General features: G+C 68.5%; 17 protein-coding genes. 7 read left to right on the top strand and 10 right to left on the bottom strand.

The window, feature by feature from the left end; all coding sequences use genetic code 11:
• The first annotated feature begins 317 nt into the window (after positions 1–317).
• The gene (locus AC0685_RS12230; protein WP_478225572.1) at positions 318–1,142 is read left to right on the top strand and encodes a GAF and ANTAR domain-containing protein; all 825 of its coding nucleotides are present in this window, start codon (positions 318–320) and stop codon (positions 1,140–1,142) included.
• 28 nt (positions 1,143–1,170) lie between these two features.
• Positions 1,171–2,034: an alpha/beta fold hydrolase gene (locus AC0685_RS12225; protein ID WP_478225571.1), complete on the top strand. Its 864-nt coding sequence runs from the start codon at positions 1,171–1,173 to the stop codon at positions 2,032–2,034.
• A gap of 37 nt (positions 2,035–2,071) precedes the next feature.
• Here AC0685_RS12225 and AC0685_RS12220 read toward each other — a convergent pair whose 3' ends face one another.
• The 5 genes from AC0685_RS12220 to AC0685_RS12200 all read right to left on the bottom strand — a co-directional run bounded on the left by AC0685_RS12220 (position 2,072) and on the right by AC0685_RS12200 (position 5,810).
• Positions 2,072–2,413, bottom strand: coding sequence for a hypothetical protein (locus AC0685_RS12220; RefSeq protein WP_478225570.1), 342 nt, complete (start codon positions 2,411–2,413; stop codon positions 2,072–2,074).
• Positions 2,414–2,577: 164 nt separating this feature from the next.
• Positions 2,578–4,113, bottom strand: a complete 1,536-nt coding sequence (locus AC0685_RS12215; protein ID WP_478225569.1) for an alkaline phosphatase D family protein — start codon at positions 4,111–4,113, stop codon at positions 2,578–2,580.
• An 83-nt stretch (positions 4,114–4,196) separates the two neighbouring features.
• Positions 4,197–5,159 carry an NAD(P)-dependent alcohol dehydrogenase gene (locus AC0685_RS12210; protein ID WP_478225568.1) on the bottom strand — a complete coding sequence of 321 codons (963 nt, stop codon included), beginning with the start codon at positions 5,157–5,159 and terminating at the stop codon, positions 4,197–4,199.
• Between the two features lie 7 nt (positions 5,160–5,166).
• Positions 5,167–5,388, bottom strand: a complete 222-nt coding sequence (locus tag AC0685_RS12205) for a helix-turn-helix transcriptional regulator (protein ID WP_478225567.1) — start codon at positions 5,386–5,388, stop codon at positions 5,167–5,169.
• Positions 5,382–5,810 (bottom strand): hypothetical protein, encoded by a 429-nt coding sequence (locus AC0685_RS12200; RefSeq protein ID WP_478225566.1) that lies wholly within the window; start codon positions 5,808–5,810, stop codon positions 5,382–5,384. Before AC0685_RS12200 ends, AC0685_RS12205 begins: the two co-directional genes overlap by 7 nt.
• Before the next feature lie 108 nt (positions 5,811–5,918).
• On the opposite strand from AC0685_RS12200, the gene AC0685_RS12195 reads away from it, so the two are divergent.
• Both AC0685_RS12195 and AC0685_RS12190 read left to right on the top strand, forming a co-directional pair.
• Positions 5,919–6,521 carry an LLM class flavin-dependent oxidoreductase gene (locus AC0685_RS12195; protein WP_478225565.1) on the top strand — a complete coding sequence of 201 codons (603 nt, stop codon included), beginning with the start codon at positions 5,919–5,921 and terminating at the stop codon, positions 6,519–6,521.
• Entirely contained in the window at positions 6,518–6,814 is a 297-nt protein-coding gene (locus tag AC0685_RS12190; RefSeq protein ID WP_478225564.1) for a hypothetical protein, read from the top strand. The genes AC0685_RS12195 and AC0685_RS12190 overlap by 4 nt, the downstream gene beginning before the upstream one ends.
• A 15-nt stretch (positions 6,815–6,829) precedes the next feature.
• Here the strand turns inward: AC0685_RS12190 and AC0685_RS12185 are convergent, their stop codons facing one another.
• The gene (locus AC0685_RS12185) at positions 6,830–7,216 is read right to left on the bottom strand and encodes a MarR family winged helix-turn-helix transcriptional regulator (RefSeq protein WP_478225563.1); all 387 of its coding nucleotides are present in this window, start codon (positions 7,214–7,216) and stop codon (positions 6,830–6,832) included.
• Positions 7,217–7,302: 86 nt separating this feature from the next.
• Between AC0685_RS12185 and AC0685_RS12180 the strand changes: the two genes are divergently transcribed.
• Positions 7,303–8,760, top strand: a complete 1,458-nt coding sequence (locus AC0685_RS12180) for an MFS transporter (RefSeq protein WP_478225562.1) — start codon at positions 7,303–7,305, stop codon at positions 8,758–8,760.
• 51 nt (positions 8,761–8,811) lie between these two features.
• On the opposite strand, the gene AC0685_RS12175 is transcribed toward AC0685_RS12180, so the two are convergent.
• Positions 8,812–10,062 (bottom strand): cytochrome P450, encoded by a 1,251-nt coding sequence (locus AC0685_RS12175; protein WP_478225561.1) that lies wholly within the window; start codon positions 10,060–10,062, stop codon positions 8,812–8,814.
• A gap of 48 nt (positions 10,063–10,110) precedes the next feature.
• Here AC0685_RS12175 and AC0685_RS12170 point away from each other — a divergent pair, with 48 nt between their 5' ends.
• Entirely contained in the window at positions 10,111–10,839 is a 729-nt protein-coding gene (locus tag AC0685_RS12170) for an alpha/beta fold hydrolase (RefSeq protein WP_478225560.1), read from the top strand.
• A 54-nt stretch (positions 10,840–10,893) separates the two neighbouring features.
• Here the strand turns inward: AC0685_RS12170 and pdxR are convergent, their stop codons facing one another.
• Both pdxR and metH read right to left on the bottom strand, forming a co-directional pair.
• Positions 10,894–12,330: a MocR-like pyridoxine biosynthesis transcription factor PdxR gene (gene pdxR / locus AC0685_RS12165; RefSeq protein WP_478225559.1), complete on the bottom strand. Its 1,437-nt coding sequence runs from the start codon at positions 12,328–12,330 to the stop codon at positions 10,894–10,896.
• Between the two features lie 12 nt (positions 12,331–12,342).
• Positions 12,343–15,951, bottom strand: a complete 3,609-nt coding sequence (metH, locus tag AC0685_RS12160; protein WP_478225558.1) for a methionine synthase — start codon at positions 15,949–15,951, stop codon at positions 12,343–12,345.
• A gap of 263 nt (positions 15,952–16,214) precedes the next feature.
• Here metH and AC0685_RS12155 point away from each other — a divergent pair, with 263 nt between their 5' ends.
• Positions 16,215–16,526, top strand: coding sequence for a YrhB domain-containing protein (locus tag AC0685_RS12155; RefSeq protein WP_478225557.1), 312 nt, complete (start codon positions 16,215–16,217; stop codon positions 16,524–16,526).
• Between the two features lie 36 nt (positions 16,527–16,562).
• On the opposite strand, the gene AC0685_RS12150 is transcribed toward AC0685_RS12155, so the two are convergent.
• The gene (locus tag AC0685_RS12150) at positions 16,563–17,234 is read right to left on the bottom strand and encodes a peptidylprolyl isomerase (RefSeq protein ID WP_478225556.1); all 672 of its coding nucleotides are present in this window, start codon (positions 17,232–17,234) and stop codon (positions 16,563–16,565) included.
• Between the last annotated feature and the right edge of the window lie 334 nt (positions 17,235–17,568).

The raw sequence follows: 17,568 nt of genomic DNA, 5'->3' as shown, positions 1-17,568 counted from the left end.
TACCACCACGGCCCGAGGTGAAACATGAGCCGGACCCGGCGGGCCGGTGCGGAATTACGCCAGGTGGCCGAACCCGTCATCGCCGGTGTGGCCGGAGGAGGCGATCCGGGACGGGCCGAACGTGGGGCGCGGTAGGCCGGGTGATCGCATTCGGCTAAAGTCGGCTTCCGAAAGCGGTTCTGAGCGTTGAGAAGTTAGCGCCGATCCGCCGGTAACCGGGTTGGTTGCGGCGGTTGATGGTGCGCGCTCGGCGCCGGTTCCCGCCGGTGACTCCCGTGGTGCATCACGCCGATGTGCAGAAGTGGGAGAGGCGGGCTTTGGCCGATGAATTCGACTGGCAGCAGGATAAGAACCGATTCGTCGAGGATGTCGGCGACGGCGACCTGCCGGTGATCTCCGAAAGCGGCGTCCGGCTCATCGCCGGGCCACTTGTCACCCAGTTCGTAGCCCTGACCAGGGCGTTGCTGGATTCCGGTTCGATAGCGGCGGTCCTCGAACGGGTGGTCTTCGCGACGCGAGACCTGGTGCCGGGCGCGGATCTGGTCAGCGTCACCCTCCTCGATCCCGACGGAGGGTTCCACACGCCGGTGCGGACCGACGAGATCGCCGGCGAGCTGGATCAGCTGCAGTATCAGTACGGCGAGGGTGCGTGCGTCGAAGCGGCGCGGGTTTCGGGGCCGGCGGCGGCGTTCAGCGACAATCTCGCGGAAGACGCCCGATGGCCGCGTTTCGGTCCCGCCGCCGCGGCGCTCGGGTTCCACTCGCTGGTCTCGACGGCCCTCCTGCCCGAAGCGTCGAGTTCGCAGCCTTCCGGCGCGCTGAACGTCTATTCGCGCAGTCCGCACGGCATCGCCAAGGCCGACCGTGACGTGCTGCTGCTTCTGGCGACGCACGCGTCGCTGGCCTTGGCGACGACCCACGCGGTCACGCGCGGTCAGCTCCAGGAGGAGCAGCTCCAGCAGGCGCTGGACAGCCGCGACGCGATCGGGCAGGCCAAGGGCATCCTGATGGCGCGGCGCGGGATCGACGCCGCGGAGGCGTTCGAGGTGCTGCGGCACACGTCGCAGAACATGAACGTCAAACTCCGGGAGCTGGCGGAGATGCTGTCCAAACGGCATACGGAACTGCAACTGCCGGACTGAGCCGGCGGCCGCCACTACGATCGCGATCATGGGTTTCGGTGAGCTGGAGTTGTCGCGGACGTTCGAGTGGCGTGGCCGTTCGGTGGCGTGGGAACGCCTCGGCGAAGGCGTCCCGGTGGTGCTGTGCCACGGGACACCGTGGTCGGCGCAACTGTGGGCGCCGTTCGCGCGAGCGCTCAGCGCGGAGTTCGCCGTCCACGTCTGGGACATGCCGGGGTACGGCCGTTCGTCGAAGGACCCCGGCCACGCCGTCGATCTCGGGACGCAGGGCGAGCTTTTCGCCGACCTGCTCGAGTACTGGGGGTTGACGGCACCGCACGTGATCGCCCACGACTACGGCGGGGCCGTATCTCTGCGCGCGAAGCTGCTGCACGGCGCGGAGTACGCCTCGCTCGCCCTTGTGGACGTCGTCGCGCTGCGGCCGTGGGGTTCGGAGTTCTTCCGGCTCGTCGCGGAGAACGCAGAGGTCTTCCAGGCGCAGCCCCCGGCGGTGCACAGGGGAGCGCTGGAGTCCTACATCGGGACGGCCTCCCATCGCGGTCTCACCGGCGCGCAGCTGGCCACGCTCACCGGGCCCTGGCTGGACGCGGACGGGCAACGTGCCTTCTACCGGCAGATCGCCGAGGCGGACGTCCGCTACACCGACGAGATCCAGGACCGCTATCCGGAACTGGCGTTGCCGGTGAAGGTGATCTGGGGTGCGGACGACACGTGGATCCCGGTGGACCGGGCGAAGCGTCTCGCCGACGCGATTCCCGATGCGCTACTGGACGTCATTCCCGAGGCCGGGCATCTGATCCAGTACGACGCGCCGGTCGAACTGGCCTTTTCCCTGCATCGGTGGCTCACCGCGGAAGTGGGCCGGTGGGGACCTGCCGGGAGCGGACGCTGAACCGCGCCGTCAAGATCGACATCAAGTCATTCGGATATTAGAAGTCGTCTACGTGATATCCGGCCACGTATGCGCTCGAAAGCAGTGCGCCGTGACATTCCGCCGTCGACGGGCCGAAACCGACCGGAACCCAATGTCCGACGGTGTACCAATAGGAGGATCCGGACGCGCAGTGGGCGACCACCCGGTAGGTCTCCGAGTGTCCCGGCAGGCCGAAACAGGTCAGGGAAATACCCTCGCCGAAGAGGATTCCATAGCGATCGCTGCCGCATCCGTAGGGTGGGAACCTGCCCTCGGTCGCCGCGGAGGCCGGTGAAGCGGCCAGGATTCCGGCCGCCGAAAAGGCGGCCATGACTAAAGCGGCGATTTTCTTCTTCATTGCTTTCTCCCGCGGCTCGTTCCCAATGGAATGCCCAGATTAGCCGCACGGAAGAATTGTCGTGAATTCATCGGGCAGGTGAAACGAGAACGCGTGCGGTGAACCACGCTGCTCCGAAAGGGCGTCGCTCGCCCCTCTTCTGAGTTCCCGGCTCCCCTTTTGGCCTAGCGCCTCCGGTACTGCGCCGGAGACGTGATGGTGGACCTGTCCTCGTACGACCCGGGCCTGCCGCGGTCGACGTGGAACGTCGTCAGGGTGCTGACCGGGGAGCGCGGGTCGCGCCGGTCGCCGATCACCCGCATGTGCGTGCTCCAGCGGTGCGGGGTGACCTCGTAGACGTCGTAGCCGTACCGGTCGCCCTCGAAGTACTTGAGGTGCGGGTTCGCCGCACCCATCTTCGGTCCGTTCGTGGCGTTCCATTCGGGGGAGTAGGCCCCGGAGGTGACCGAATGCGCGGTGAACTCCGTGCCGATCACCGGGGTGGCCGGATCCGCGAAGTCCGGGCGGATGTCGTCGACGAACGCGGAGTGCCAGTCGCCGGTGATCACCACGAGGTCTTCGAGACCGCTCTGGGCCACGTGGGTCAGCACTTCCTTGCGTTCGGCGAGGAAGCCGTCCCATTGGTCCGTGAACATGTAGCCGCCGCCGGGCTTCGCGAGCTGGCTCAGCATGATCGAGTTCACCCAGCAGTGCCACGCCTCGCCCGCACCGGTCACCTGGTCCTTGAGCCATGCCTTCTGGTCCGCGCCGAGGATCGTGCCGTCGGGCAGGTTCTGCGCCGACCGGTACTGCCTGAGGTCCAAAATGGACAGATCGAGGAGGTCGCCCCAGCGGCGCTGCCGGTGGATCCTCGGTGACGAGGGGTGGTCGGGGCGCACCGGCATGTGCTCGAACCAGGCCTGGTACGCCGCCGAGCGCCGCGCCCGCAACGACGGGGTGGTACCGCTGTAGTCGTTGACGACCTCGTGATCGTCCCAGGTGATGAACCAGGGGTGGGCGGCGTGGGCGTCCCGCAGCGAGGGATCGGATTTGTAGAGCGCGTGCCGCCGCCGGTACGCCGGCAGGGTGAGCACTTCGGGTCCTTCGTGATCGCGCAGCGGATTCCCGCCGACCTGACCGTGCTCGTAGACGTAGTCACCGAGGTGGACGACGAAATCCAGGTCCTCCCGCGCGATCCCGGCGTGCGCCGCGTAGAACCCGTCGTGGAACGCCTGGCAGTTCGCCGAGGCGAACCGCACCCGCCGGACCGGCCCGACCGGCGCGGTTCGGGTGCGGCCGATCCGGCTGACCTTGCCGAGCGCGTGGAACCGGTAGTAGTACTGAGAGCCCGGCTCCAGCCCGGACACCGGGACGTGCACGCTGTGCCCGAGCCCGGCGGTGGCGGCCGTCGTCCCGTGTGCCACGCGACGGCGGAACGCGCGGTCGGTGGCGACCTCCCAGGCGACCTCGACGGTGTCGTCCAGCGGCTGCTCGAACTCCATCGGTTTCGGCGCGAGCCTGGTCCAGAGCGCGACGCCGTACGGGACCGGGTCACCGGACGCGACGCCCAGGGTGAACGGCGCTTCGTCCCAGGTCGCGCCCAGCGCCGCCGCGGCCTCCTCGGCCTGCGCGACCGTCATCCGCGAACTCAACGGCCAGGCCAGCCCCAGCGCACCGGCGGTGGCGGCGCCTCGCAACAGGTCGCGGCGGTTGACGGACATCGGTGGTCTCCTCGGCACTCGGCGGATCGCTCTCCGACACCGAACACTGCCAAGATGGCCGGAGTCCGACGTGGGGGAGAACATCAGACGGTGATGACGACCTTGCCGCGTGCGTGTCCTTCGCGGACGTACCGGATGGCTTCGGGCACCTCGGCCAGCGAGTAGGCCCGATCGATGACCGGCGCCAGTTTCTCCGCTTCGATGAGCGCCCGCAGTGTCTGGAGATCGTCGTGGTCCTCCGTGGAGAACAGGCCACGGAGCTTCTGCTTCACGAACGGCCCGAGGAGCAGCGCCTGCACATTGCGTCCTACCGCGCCGATCCACTTCCCCTCGCTCTCGCCGCCGACGAGGACGAGAGTGCCTTGCGGGGTAAGGGCCTTCCGCAGCGAGGACAGCGGCCGGTTGCCCGCGGTGTCGAGGATGAGGTCGTAGCCGCCGCCGAAGTTCTCGCGTGTGTAGTCGAAAACGCGGTTCGCGCCGAGTGAGCGGACGAGGTCGACCTTGCCCGTTCCGCACACGCCGTCCACCTCGGCACCGAACGCCTTGGCGATCTGCACCGCGAAGGTGCCCACGCCACCGCCGGCACCGATGACCAGGACCTTCTGCCGGGGCGCGACCCGGCCTTTGTCCCGAAGGGCTTGGAGCGCGGTGAAAGCGGAGATGGGGACCGCCGCGGCTTCTTCACAACTGAGTCGTTCGGGCTTCCGGGTGATCTTGTCCACCGTGGTCAGTGCGTACTCGGCGAAGGACCCTTGGCAGGTGCCGAAAACCTCGTCGCCCGGCCGGAATCGGGTCACCCGGTCGCCGACGGCGTGCACTACGCCGGCGAAGTCCAGCCCGCGGACGCGGGCCTTCGGTCTCCGTACGCCGAAACCCATCAAGCGCACCAAGTACGGCGTGCCCTCCATGAGGTGCCAGACTCCGGGATCGACCGCCGCCGCCCGGATCCGCACGACCACGCCGTCCGGTCCGGCTTCGGGTTCGGGCAGGTCGGTCAGTGTCAGGACGTCAGTGTTGCCATACTCGTTCTGGGCGATCGCCTTCACGGCGGCCTCATTCCTGGTCTGGGTACTGGAAAACGTCGTCGAGCCCGACGCCGAACACCCTGGCGATCCGGAAGGCCATCTCCAAGGACGGCGAGTAGCGGCCCTGTTCGATGGCGATCACCGTCTGGCGGGTGGCGCCGATCCGGTCCGCGAGTTCCGCTTGGGTCATCTCACCCTTCGCGAACCGCAGGGCACGGATGGAGTTCGTGACCTTGGTCGGTTTCACCATGCCTGGAATCCCCGGCGGTAGGCGGCGATCTTCGCGATCGAGCCGAGCACGGAGGACAGGACGAAGGCGAGGTACACGGTGTTGGCGATCCAGAAGTGGTCCAGCTCCGCCATCGCCATGACGAGTGCCGCGACACCACCGATCACGACGAACGACTGTCCGATGTGCTCGCCGAACCGGCCGATCTCGCGGTCGCGCTGGTCCTTGCGGCCCGCGTCGCGCGGTGAGGCGATCGCCGCGGCGATGTGCAGCACGATCGAAGCCGCGATGGCCGCGCCGATCGTCCACACCAGTGCCGCCACGTAAGGGACATCGACGAGCGGGCCGGAGCCCGCCCGGTGGAGGACGACGATCAGGTACGCGGCGTAGCCGAAGACCGTGACCACCACCATGATCCACGCGCGTTTCTCTTCCATAGCCACGAGACCAAAGGTAAAGAGTTCTAGACATGATGTCAAACATTCTTTACTTCGACGCGGGCAGCTAGTTCGTGATGCAAATAGTGCGTAGTGCGAACTTAAGGAGTGGTGATGACACTGTTCGGATTCGGGCTCGAAACCGGCGTCGGCGAGGTGGAGGACCTCCTGCGGCACGCCGAACAGGCCGACCGCGCGGGACTCGACCTGGTCAGCCTGTCCGATCACCCGTACTTCGCCGACCGGCTCGACGCGTACGCGGCACTGGGCGTGATCCTCGGCCGGACGTCGCAGGTCACGGCCGCGGTCAACGTGACCAACCTGCCGAGCTGTCCCGCGCCGATGCTGGCGAGGACGATCACCTCGCTTTCGGCGCTCTCCGGCGGCCGGGTCACGCTCGGCATCGGTGCGGGCGGCCTCTGGCGGGAGAACGCCAAACTCGGTGTCGAGCATCGGACGCCCGCCGAAGCGGTCCGGGCGATGGGCGAGGCGATCACCCTGATCAAGGCGCTTTCCGGCGGCGGGGCGCCGTTGGCGTTCGAGGGGGAGTTCTACTCCGTCGACGGGTTGGTGCCGGCGGCCGCGCCCGCGCCCCCGGTCTGGACGGGCGCTGTCGGGCCCAAATCCCTGGCAGTGACCGAAAACTCGCCGATGGCTGGATCCCCGGGCATGCCGAGGACTGGCTCAGCCCGCGGTTCGCCGAATCCCGTCCGGTGATCGACCAGGCCGCCGCCGACGCGGGCCGCGACCCTGGCGAGATCGCCACCATCTACAATTTCCCGGGCCGCATAACGGAAAAGCCCCTGCCGTCGCCGCGTGACGACGAGGGACGATGGGGCGGTGGTTCGCCGGAGCGGTGGGTCGAGGAACTGGTTCCGGCGGTGCGCGACCACGGCGCCGCGGGGTTCATCTACTTCCCGGTCGAAGACGCGACCACGACTGACAGTGCGCTCGGCCGTTGGGGGAACGAGGTCGTCCCGGCGATCCGCGAGGAGCTCGCCCGGAACTGACCCGGCTGCCGAGATTCAGGCGTCGACGGTGAGGGTCTCTTCGAGGGTCGCCCGGTGCGTCGGCTTCGCCTCTTCGTAGCGACGGCGGCCCTCGTCGGTCACAACGACGAAGATCCCGCGCCGGTCCGACTCGCAGAGCGCGCGCTGGACGAGTCCTTCACGTTCGAGGCGGGCGACTAGTCGTGAGGTGGCGCTCTGGCTCAGGTGGACGACCTCGGTCAGGTCGGCCGCGCGGCATTTGCCGACGACGCAGGTCACCAGTCGTTCGAGAGCTTCGAACTCGGTGACGCCGAGGCCGTGGCGCTCCTGGAGGCGGCACTCGAGCCGTCCGAAGACCGCCGCGTGCCGGGCGGACAGTTCGTGCCACTCCCGCAGCAGGTCTTGTTCGGCGACGTCGCTCACGCGGCCCAAGATAGCATGCACATGAATTTTATGCAAAGTCATTAAATGCACTTGCATTAGATGCGCGTGCATGTACTGTACGGGTCATGAGTTCTTCCGTGCAGCTGTCCACCAGCTCGACAAGGTGGGACGCGCGCCTCTGGGGTGTCCTGCTCACTGTGTCCGTCGTCGTGGGCCTCGACGCGCTCGACGTGTCGATGGTCGCCGTCGCCCTCCCGTCCATCCAGGCCGAACTCGGTCTCTCCACCGGTGCCCTGCAATGGATCATCAGCGCCTACGTGCTCGGCTACGGCGGCCTGCTGCTCCTCGGCGGGCGCACCGCCGACCTGCTCGGCAGGCGCCGGGTCTTCCTCGTCGCCGTCGCGGTCTTCGCGCTCGCTTCCCTGCTCGGCGGCCTCGTCGACGACGGCGCGCTGCTGATCGCCACCCGCTTCATCAAGGGACTCGCCGCCGCGTTCACCGCACCGGCCGCGTTGTCCATCATCACCACGACCTTCCACGAAGGCCCCGCCCGCAACCGGGCGATCAGCATCTTCGCCGTCTTCGGTGCCAGCGGTTACTCCGCGGGCCTCGTCTTCTCCGGTCTGCTCACCCAGGTGGGCTGGCGCTGGACGTTCCTGCTGCCGGTGCCGATCGCGCTCGCCGCGCTGGTCGCCGCGATCAAGCTGATCCCGTCCTACCGGCCGCAGACCGGTGGCGGCTATGACTTCCCGGGCGCGATCACCGGTGCCGCCGGTTCGCTTCTGCTGGTCTTCGCCGTGGTCGAGGCACCGGAGATCGGCTGGGCCGCGCCGCGGACGCTGATCTCGTTCGCCCTCGCGCTCGCCCTGCTCGTCACCTTCGTGTTCATCGAGAAGCGCAGCAAGCACCCGCTGCTCCGCCTCGGCATCCTGCGCTCCGGCCCGCTGGCCCGCGCCAACCTCGGCGGTGCGACGTTCTTCGGCGCCTACATCGGTTTCCAGTTCGTCGTCATGCTGTACCTGCAGACCGTGCTGGGCTGGTCCGCGCTGCAGACCGCGCTCGGTTTCCTGCCCGCCGCGCTGATCGTGGCCTTCGGTTCGCCCAGGATCGAGCCGCTGATCGACCGGCTCGGTACCCCGCGCACGATCCTCGCCGGTGTCGTCGCCCACGTCATCGGGTACGCGCTGTTCCTGCGGATCGACGAGAGTTCCAGCTACGCCGGTTCGGTGCTGCCGAGCATGATCCTGCTGGGTATCGGCTTCATGCTGGCGTTCTCCTCGCTGAACATCCAGGCGACCAACGGCATCTCCGACGACGAGCAGGGGCTCGCCGGCGGGCTGCTGAACACGTCGATCCAGGTCGGCGGCGCGATCGGCCTCGCCGTGGTGACCGCGGTCCTGACCGGTAACTCCGGTGGTGCCACCGGTCCTGCCGCATTGCTGAACGGGCTGGCGCCCGCGCTCACCGTCGTCACCGGCATCGCCGTGATCAGTGTCCTGGTGGCGCTGTCCGGAGTCGTCGGCCTGCGCAAGGCCGAAGTCCGCTCCACCGTCGCCGAACCGGAGTTCGCCGCGGCCGAATGACCAGGGGGTGATGGCCCCTTCCCGCGCTCGGGGGCGGGAAGGGGCCCGTCGCTACCAGCGGATCGGCAGCGATTTCAGCCCGTTCTGGAAGTTCGACCGCAACCTCACCGGTTCCCCGGCGGGTTCGACCTCGCCGAGCAGGTCCAGGACCGCTCCGAACATCGCGCGCAGCTGCACCCTGGCGAGCTGGGCGCCGAGGCAGAAATGCGGGCCGTGCCCGAAGGTCAGGTGATCGTTGGGGGTGCGGCCGATGTCAAAGCGGTCCGGGTCCTCGAAAACGGTCTCGTCGCGGTTCGCGGCGGAGAACCAGACGACCACCTTGTCACCCGCCCGGATGTCCACATCGGACAGGACGACGTCCTCGGTCGCGGTCCGGCGGAAGTGCATGACCGGCGTCCACCAGCGCAGCATCTCTTCCACCGCACCGGGAAGCAGGGAACGGTCGGCGAGCAGCCGCCGGTACTGGTCCGGATGCGACAGCAGCGCCTGCATGCCGCCGGGGATGCCGTTGCGCAACGTTTCGTTGCCCGCCACGGAAAACAGCCAGAACAGGTTCTCGAACTCGGCGATGGACACCCGGCCGCCGTCTTCGACGTGACTCATCAGGTTGCTCATCACGTCTTCGCCGGGATGCCGGCGTTTGTACTCGCCGAGCTCGTTGGCGTACGCGTAGAGATCCGGCATCCCCGAGCGGGTGCGCGGATCGGGCATCGACCCGTCCGGCCCCGGAACCGGCCGGACGGCCAGCGCCGCCCGCGCGAGATCGGTGACCTCGTCCGCCTCGACGGTCGCGCTCACCGCGTAGTCGGCGTCCTGATAGCCGATCACGCGATTGCTCCAGTCGTACATCAGCCGCCGGTCCTGCTCGGGGATCCCGAAGACCTCGGCGAGCGTCAGCAGCGGGAGATCGGCGGCGACCGCGGCGAAGTCGCACCCACCGTCCGCGCGGACTCCGGCGATCAGATCCCTCGCCCAGCCCTGGATCCGTTCGGTCAGCCTGCCGACCGCGCGCGGCGTGAACGCCTTGGTGAGCAGGCCCCGCAGCCGGGCGTGCTCGGGCGGATCCATGTTGAGCATCATCCGGCGGACGTACCCGAGGTCCTGCTCGGTCGCCGGATCCCGGATCTGCGTCCCGCCCAGCCGCGACGAGAACAGCTTCGGGTTCCTGAGCACGTGTTTGACGTCCGAATGCCGCAGCACGGCCCAGAAATCGTCGACGCGCACGACCGGTGACCCCCGGCGCAGCGACGCGAGGTGCTCGTACGGCACGCCCCGGGTGTATACGTCCGGATCGGTGATCACGCCTCCGACCCTAGCCCGCGGACGGGGGACTGCGGAAAGATCCGTCCGGTGGACACGCTGAAGATGCGCACCGCCGGAACCGAAGGCCCCGCCGTGCTCCTGCTGCACGGCCTCGGCGCGACAGGAGCGGTCTGGGACGGCCTCATGGCGCAGCCGGGATATCGCTGGCTGGCACCGGATCTGCCTGGTCACGGAGGATCGCCCCGGTTGCCGCACTACTCGTTCGGCGGCCTGGCCGCGGCGGTCGCCGACGCGCTCCCGGAACGCGGTCCGGTACTGGTGGTCGGCCATTCACTGGGTGGTGTGGTCGGGCTCGCGCTGGCCTCCGGCTGGTTCGGGGTGAAGGTCGCCGGGCTGCTCGCGGTCGGCGTCAAGGTCGAATGGAGCGAGGAGGACCTCGCGCGGGCGGCCGCCATGGCCGCCAAGCCGCCCAGGGTGTTCCCGTCCCGTGAGGACGCCGAACGCGGCTTCCTCAAGATCGCCGGCCTGGTCGGTATCGCCGACGCGGATCCCGACGGGGTGGCCGAAACCGAAGGTGGCTGGCGGCTGGCGCTGGACCCCCGGGCGTTCGCCGTCGGGGCTCCGGACATGCGTGGACTGCTCGGCGCGGCACGCTGCCCGGTCGTCCTCGCGGCAGGGGAGCACGACCCCATGAGCCGTCCCGAGCAGCTTCGCGCGCTCAGCTCTTTCACCGTCGAGTTCCCCGGACTGGGCCACAACGCCCACGTCGAAGACCCGTCCGCGCTCCTGCCCTTCCCCCGGCAGTTCGTCCTCTGAATGCGGTAGTTCGCCATCGAACCACCGCATTCAGAGGACGAAATGCGATGGTGGCTAGCGCCTGAGCCTGCCCAGGACGGCGATGCCCTCGGCGATGTCGCTCGCCGGGCTGGCCCCATAACCGAGGACCAGCCCCGGATTCATCGGCCGCTGACAGTGCCACGACAGCGGCTGCACCTTCACCCCCTGATCCAGCGCGGCGGCGGCGAAGTCGAGATCGGAGAACTCCGCGTCGAAGGTGATCGTCAGGTGCAGCCCGGCGGCGGCGCCGTGCACCACGGCGTCCGGGAGATGCGTCCGGAGCGCGTCGATCATCGCGTCCCGGCGGCGGCGGTGCCGCTTGCGCACGAACCGCAGCTGCCGCTCCATCTCGCCGGACTCCATCAGATGCGCGAGTACCAGCTGCGGGAGGACGGCGTTGCCCAGGTCGGCGAACCGCTTGGCCGCGACCACCTCGTCCCGGTACCGCGGCGGAACCAGCATCCAGCCCACCCGGAGCGCGGGGGCGAGCCACTTCGACACACTGCCCGCGTAACAGACCTGCTCGGCGAGCATCGAGCGCAGCGCGGGGACCGGCGGACGGTCGTAGCGGTGCTCGGCGTCGTAGTCGTCCTCGATGATCAGCCCGCCGTCCGCGGCCCAGCGCATGAGCTCGCGACGGCGTTCCCCGCCGAGCACGACCCCGGTCGGGAACTGGTGCGCCGGCGTGAGCAGTACGGCGGGCGCGCCGCTGCGCACGAGCTCCTCGACGTCGATCCCGTCTTCGTCGACGCGGATCGGCGGCGTCGCCAGCCGCCGGTCGTGCAGATGCTGCCGGGCGCCCAGCGAGCTCGGATCCTCGACCGCGATCTCGGAGATCCCGGTGTCGCACAGCACCTGGGCCAGCAGGCCGAGGCCCTGCGCGACACCGGCGACGATCAGCACGTCGTCGGCGTCGGCGGTGATCCCCCGGGTGCGGGCGATCCAGTGCGCGATCGCGAGCCGCAACGCGGGCGCGCCCCGCGGGTCGCCGTAGCCGAAGTCCGCCGCCGAAAGATTGTTGAGCACGGCGCGTTCGGCGCGGAGCCAGGCCGTTCGCGGGAACGCCGTCAGATCCGGCACGCCGGGGGACAGGTCGATCCTCGCCGGGGTCGACCGCAGTGAGTCGAAGACACCGATCCCGGGCGCGGGCCGGAAGATCGTGCCCGCGGACGGGGGACCGGGCGCCGTCTGCTCCTTCGTCCGCGCCGGCGCCGCGACGACCACCGTGCCCGCGCGGCCGCGTCCGGCGACATGACCATCCTCGACCAGCCGCTGGTAGGCCTCGGTGACCACACCGCGGGAGACCCGCAGGTCCGCGGCCAGTGCCCTGGTCGCGGGCAGCCTGCTGCCGACCGGCAGGCGGCCGTCGGAGATGGCGTGCCGCAACCGCGACGCCAGCCAGTCCGACCGGCGTCCCGGCGGGGCGTCCCCGATGTCCAGCTGCAGGAAGTCCGAGCCTTCGGCGGTCACCTGATCATTGTGTCATTCGGGCTCGTAGGCGAGGTTCGGACGCAGCCACTGCTCCACAGTGGACAGTTCGAGGCCGCGACGGACGGCGTAGTCCTCGATCTGGTCCTTGCCCAGCCGTCCGACGGTGAAGTACCGCGAATCGGGGTGGGCGAAGATCAGCCCGCTGACGCTCGCCGCCGGCGTCATCGCGAACGACTCGGTCAACCCCATCCCGAGCCGGTCGGAATCGAGCAGTTCGAACAGCTCCCGCTTCTCGCTGTGATCCGGGCTCGCCGGGTAGCCCAGCGCCGGGCGGATGCCGCGGAACCTTTCGGCGTGCAGGTCCTCCAGCTTCGGATCGGCGTCGGGCTCGAACCAGTCCCGCCGCGCCTGGAGGTGGAGGTGCTCGGCGAACGCCTCGGCGAGCCGGTCCGCGAGCGCCTTCACCATGATGGCGCGGTAGTCGTCCTGCTTCGCCTCGAACTCGGCCGCGAAGTCCTCGGCGCCGAGGATGGTGACCGCGAAACCGCCGAGGTGATCGCCCGCGCCGGCCGGGGCGATGTAGTCCGCCAGGCAGCGGTTGGGGCGCGACAGCGGCTTCTTGGTCTGCTGGCGCAGCATCGGGAACTTGACGCCCGACTCCAGGATGATGTCGTCACCCTCGGAGTGCGCCGGCCAGAACGCGTACGCGCCCTTGGCCTGGAACCGCTCTTCGGCGATGATCTGGTCCATCAGGGTGTTCGCGTCGTCGAACAGTTCCCGCGCCACCGGGTTCTCCAGGATCGCCGGGTACTTGCCCTTCAGCTCCCAGGCCAGGAACAGGAAGGTCCAGTCGATCATCTCGCGCAGCTCGGTGAGGGACGGCGAGACGTACCGGACGCCGGTGAACGCGGGCGTCGGGATGTCGTCGAAGGAGACCTTCTCCGGGTTGGCCCGCGCCTGCTCGACCGTCAGCAACGGCGTCCGCTGCTTGTTCGCGTGCTGCACGCGCAGCTCTTCCTGATCCTCGCGGTTCTTCTTGTCGAGGATCTCGGCGCGGTCGGCGTCGAGCAGGTCGCCGACGACGCCGACGACGCGGGAGGCGTCGAGGACGTGCACGGTCGTGTGCTCGTACGCGGGCGCGATGCGGACCGCGGTGTGCTGGCGCGACGTGGTCGCACCGCCGATCAGCAGCGGCAGCTTCAGGCCGCGCCGCTCCATTTCGGCGGCGACGTTGACCATCTCGTCGAGCGACGGCGTGATCAGGCCGGAAAGCCCGATGGCGTCGGCGCCTTCGGAGACGGCGGTGTCCAGGATGACCGAGGCCGGGACCATCACGCCGAGGTCGATCACCTCGTAGTTGTTGCAGCCCAGGACGACGCCGACGATGTTCTTGCCGATGTCGTGCACGTCGCCCTTGACCGTCGCCAGGACGACCTTCCCGTTGCCCTGGCGGGTCTCGATCCGGCCTTCGAGGCGCGCCTTCTCCTTCTCGGCCTCCATGAACGGTTCGAGGTAGGCCACCGACCGCTTCATCACGCGCGCGCTCTTGACCACCTGCGGCAGGAACATCTTGCCCGAGCCGAACAGGTCGCCGACGATCTTCATGCCGTCCATGAGGGGGCCTTCGATGACCTCCAGCGGCCTCGGCAGCTTCTGGCGCGCTTCCTCGGTGTCCTCTTCGATGTAGTCGACGATGCCGTGCACCAGCGCGTGGCTCAGCCGTGCCTCGACCGTGTTCTCGCGCCAGGAGAGGTCGACCGTGCGCCGGGTCCCCTTGCCGTTGACCGTTTCCGCGAACGTGACCAGCCTGTCGGTGGCGTCCTCGCGGCGGTCGAAGAGCACGTCCTCGACCAGCTCCAGCAGATCCTTGGGGATGTCTTCGTAGACCGCGAGCTGTCCGGCGTTGACGATGCCCATGTCCAGCCCGGCGCGCACCGCGTGCAGCAGGAAGGCCGAGTGCATCGCCTCACGCACGACGTTGTTGCCGCGGAAGGAAAAGGAAAGGTTCGAGATACCGCCGCTGATATGCACGCCGGGGCAGCGTTCCTTGATCCGCGGCAGCGCGTCGATGAACGCCTTGGCGTACCCGTTGTGCTCGGAGATACCGGTCGCGACCGCGAGCACGTTCGGGTCGAAGATGATGTCCTCGGCGACGAAACCGGCTTGCTGGGTGAGCAGGTCGTAGGCGCGGGCGCAGATTTCGACCTTCCGGTCGGCGGTGTCGGCCTGGCCCTGTTCGTCGAAGGCCATCACGACCACGCCCGCGCCGTAGTCGCGGATGCGCCGGGCCTGCTGGAGGAACTGCTCCTCGCCCTCCTTGAGGCTGATGGAGTTGACGACTCCCTTGCCCTGCACGCATTTCAGCCCGGCCTCGAGCACTGTCCAGCGCGAGCTGTCGATCATGATCGGCAGCCGGGCGACCTCGGGTTCGGTGGCGATGAGGTTCAGGAACGTGGTCATCGCCTTTTCGCTGTCGAGCAGGTCTGCGTCCATGTTGACGTCCAGCAGGTTCGCCCCGCCACGGACCTGCTCCAGCGCGACGTCGACGGCGGCCTGGTGGTCGTCGGCCTCGATCAGCTTGCGGAACTTGGCGGATCCGGTGACGTTGGTCCGCTCGCCGATCATTACGAACCCGGTGTCCTTGCCGATCTCGAACGGCTCGAGCCCGCTGAACCGGGTGTGCGGCTTCGGGGCCGGGACGTTCCGCGGCGCCATCCCGCGGACGGCGTCGGCGATCTCCTTGATATGCGCGGGGGTCGTGCCGCAGCAGCCGCCGACGACGTTGACCATCCCGGCCGTGGCGAAGTCGCCGAGCAGGCCGCCGGTCTCGTCGGGCGTCTGGTCGTACCCGCCGAACGCGTTCGGCAGGCCGGCGTTGGGGTGGCAGGCGGTGTACGTGCCCGCGAGGCGGGACAGTTCGGCGATGTGCGGGCGCATTTCCTCGGCGCCCAGCGAACAGTTGACGCCGACGAGCAGCGGATCCGCATGCTCGATGGAGCTCCAGAACGCCTCGACCGTCTGCCCGGACAGCGTCCGGCCGCTGAGGTCGACGATCGTCACCGAGATCCACAGCGGTAGATGCGGTGCGACGTCGCGCGCGGCGGCGATCGCGGCCTTGCAGTTGAGCGTGTCGAAGATCGTCTCGATGAGGAGCAGGTCCACGCCGCCCTCGGCGAGCGCCTTGATCTGGTCGGCGTACGCGGCGTACACCTCGTCGAAGGTGACCGCCCGGAACGCCGGATCCTCGACCTTGGGCGACAGCGACAAGGTGACGTTCAGCGGCCCGACCGACCCGGCGACGAACTTCCCGCCCGCCGCGTCCGCCGCCTCGCGGGCGATCTGGGCGCCGCGGAGATTCATCTCGTACGCGAGGTGCTCGAGCCCGTAGTCCGCCTGGCCGATCGTGGTGGCGGTGAACGTGTTCGTGGTCGTGATGTCCGCGCCGGCGTCCAGATACTGGCGGTGGATGTCGCGCACGACGTCCGGCCTGGTGATGTTCAGCAGGTCGGGGTCGCCGGTGATGTCACGGGGGTGGTCCTGGAACCGCTCGGTGCGGTAGTCCTCCGGCTTGAGGCCGGCGTTCTGGAGCATCGACCCCCACGCCCCGTCAAGCACGACGATGCGCTCATCCAGCAGCTTTCGCAGGGCGGTCGTTTTCATCCAGCGCTCCTCCCATGTCGTGGGAGGCGCCCTTGCGGTGAAGTCCGGGGCCGAGCGTGGCGGACCCGGCGGTCCGTTGCAGCGCCTCTCGACCTTGGTGGCCAAGACTACCGGATCAAGACAAGGGCACTTCGCCCGAATTGCTCACCCGCTGGCCAACGCGGGTTCGGCTTCCCGCACTGTGAGACGGGGTCATGTCCAGCGCTCGCGTCCCTGCGGCCTTGAGCTGGTCGCGCGCTACGTCGCCGCATGGCGCGCGGTCGATGGTCGGTACCGACAACGAACTTTCCACTTTATTAGGGCGAAGTAACGTGGTGTTGCAAGACGCGTTCGAGGCTGCTCAACGTTTTCTCGATGAGAGGATTCGGCCCGAACATGCGACGGAAATCGTCATCGCCAGGTGCGTCGAGGAGGATGAGGGCTGGGCATTCGGCTATAACAGCCGGGCGTTCTTGGAGCGCGGGGAGATGATGTCGTCGTTGACCGTACTGACTCGTGAAACCGCTCATCGATGGGGTGCGAATATCTCCATCCGCGCACCGTCGATGAGCGGCGCGCAGCATCTTCTCCTCTAGCTCGGACGAGAAGATCGTGTCCGAGGCTTGCCGCTCTCAGAAACCGACGGTCGCCTTCTGGATCTTCACCGGTTTCGCGGGCAACCCGTCCTGCGGGCCGTTCGGATCGGTCGGGACGATGCCGTTCGCCACGATCCGGTCCAGCACCTCCATACCCCGCACGACCTCGCCCATCACCGAGTAGTTCTTCGGGATGTTCGCGAACGAGTGCACGATGAAGAACTCGCTGCCGTTGGTGCCGGGACCCTGGTTGCCCATGGCGATGGTGCCGCGTTCGTAGGTCTCGGTGCCGTCGACCTCGTCCGGGAATTTGTAGCCCGGCCCGCCCTTCTCGGCTTCGTAGATGTCGCCGCACTGCAGGACGCCGAGGCGCGACGAGTTCGTCAGGCGCCAGCACTGGCTGTGGTCGTAGAACCGCTGCAGCGCCAGGCTCGCCAGGTTGTGGACGGCGCACGGAGCGGCGCCGGCGCGGTTCAGCCGGACGGTCACCGGGCCGTAGTTGAAGCGGAAGGTGACGTCGACGGTGCCGCGGGTGAACGCGAAGGGGAGCGGGCGCAGCACCGGGCGGGCCGCGGGGTTCTCCGGCGTCGGCGTGAACTCGCAGCGCACGATCGGCACCGAAGACGCGGGCGCGGCGGTGGCGACACCGGGCAGGAGCACGGCGGCGAGAGCGGAAACGACAGCGGTGACACCCCAGCGCAGCTTCATGAGGGGGAACCTAACCCAAAAGGGTGGTCGTCGGGTAGCGCTTCACGCGGGCGCGCTGGACCTGCCGCGGTCCACGCGCTCGTGAGTAGCGGTCTGGCTGCGGGGCCGATCCGTGAAGGCCTCCTTGCCTACCCTGAAGGTAGTGAAAAGAGGCCTTCGCTACCCCGGTGATCGCCACAACCACCCCAGGCGCGAGTAAGGGGCTTCCATGTCCATCGGGCAGGTGAGGGTGGCCGTGAGTCATCGGTCCAGGTGGTCGTGGGGGGGGGGTTGGGGTGGAAAACGAAGCGCCACCCACGAACACCGGTACCGAACGGTCAACACACCCGCTGAG

This window comes from Amycolatopsis sp. NPDC043889, assembly GCF_056435645.1.
Note: the sequence above shows the minus strand (reverse complement) of the source record. Positions and strands in the feature narration are given on the sequence as shown.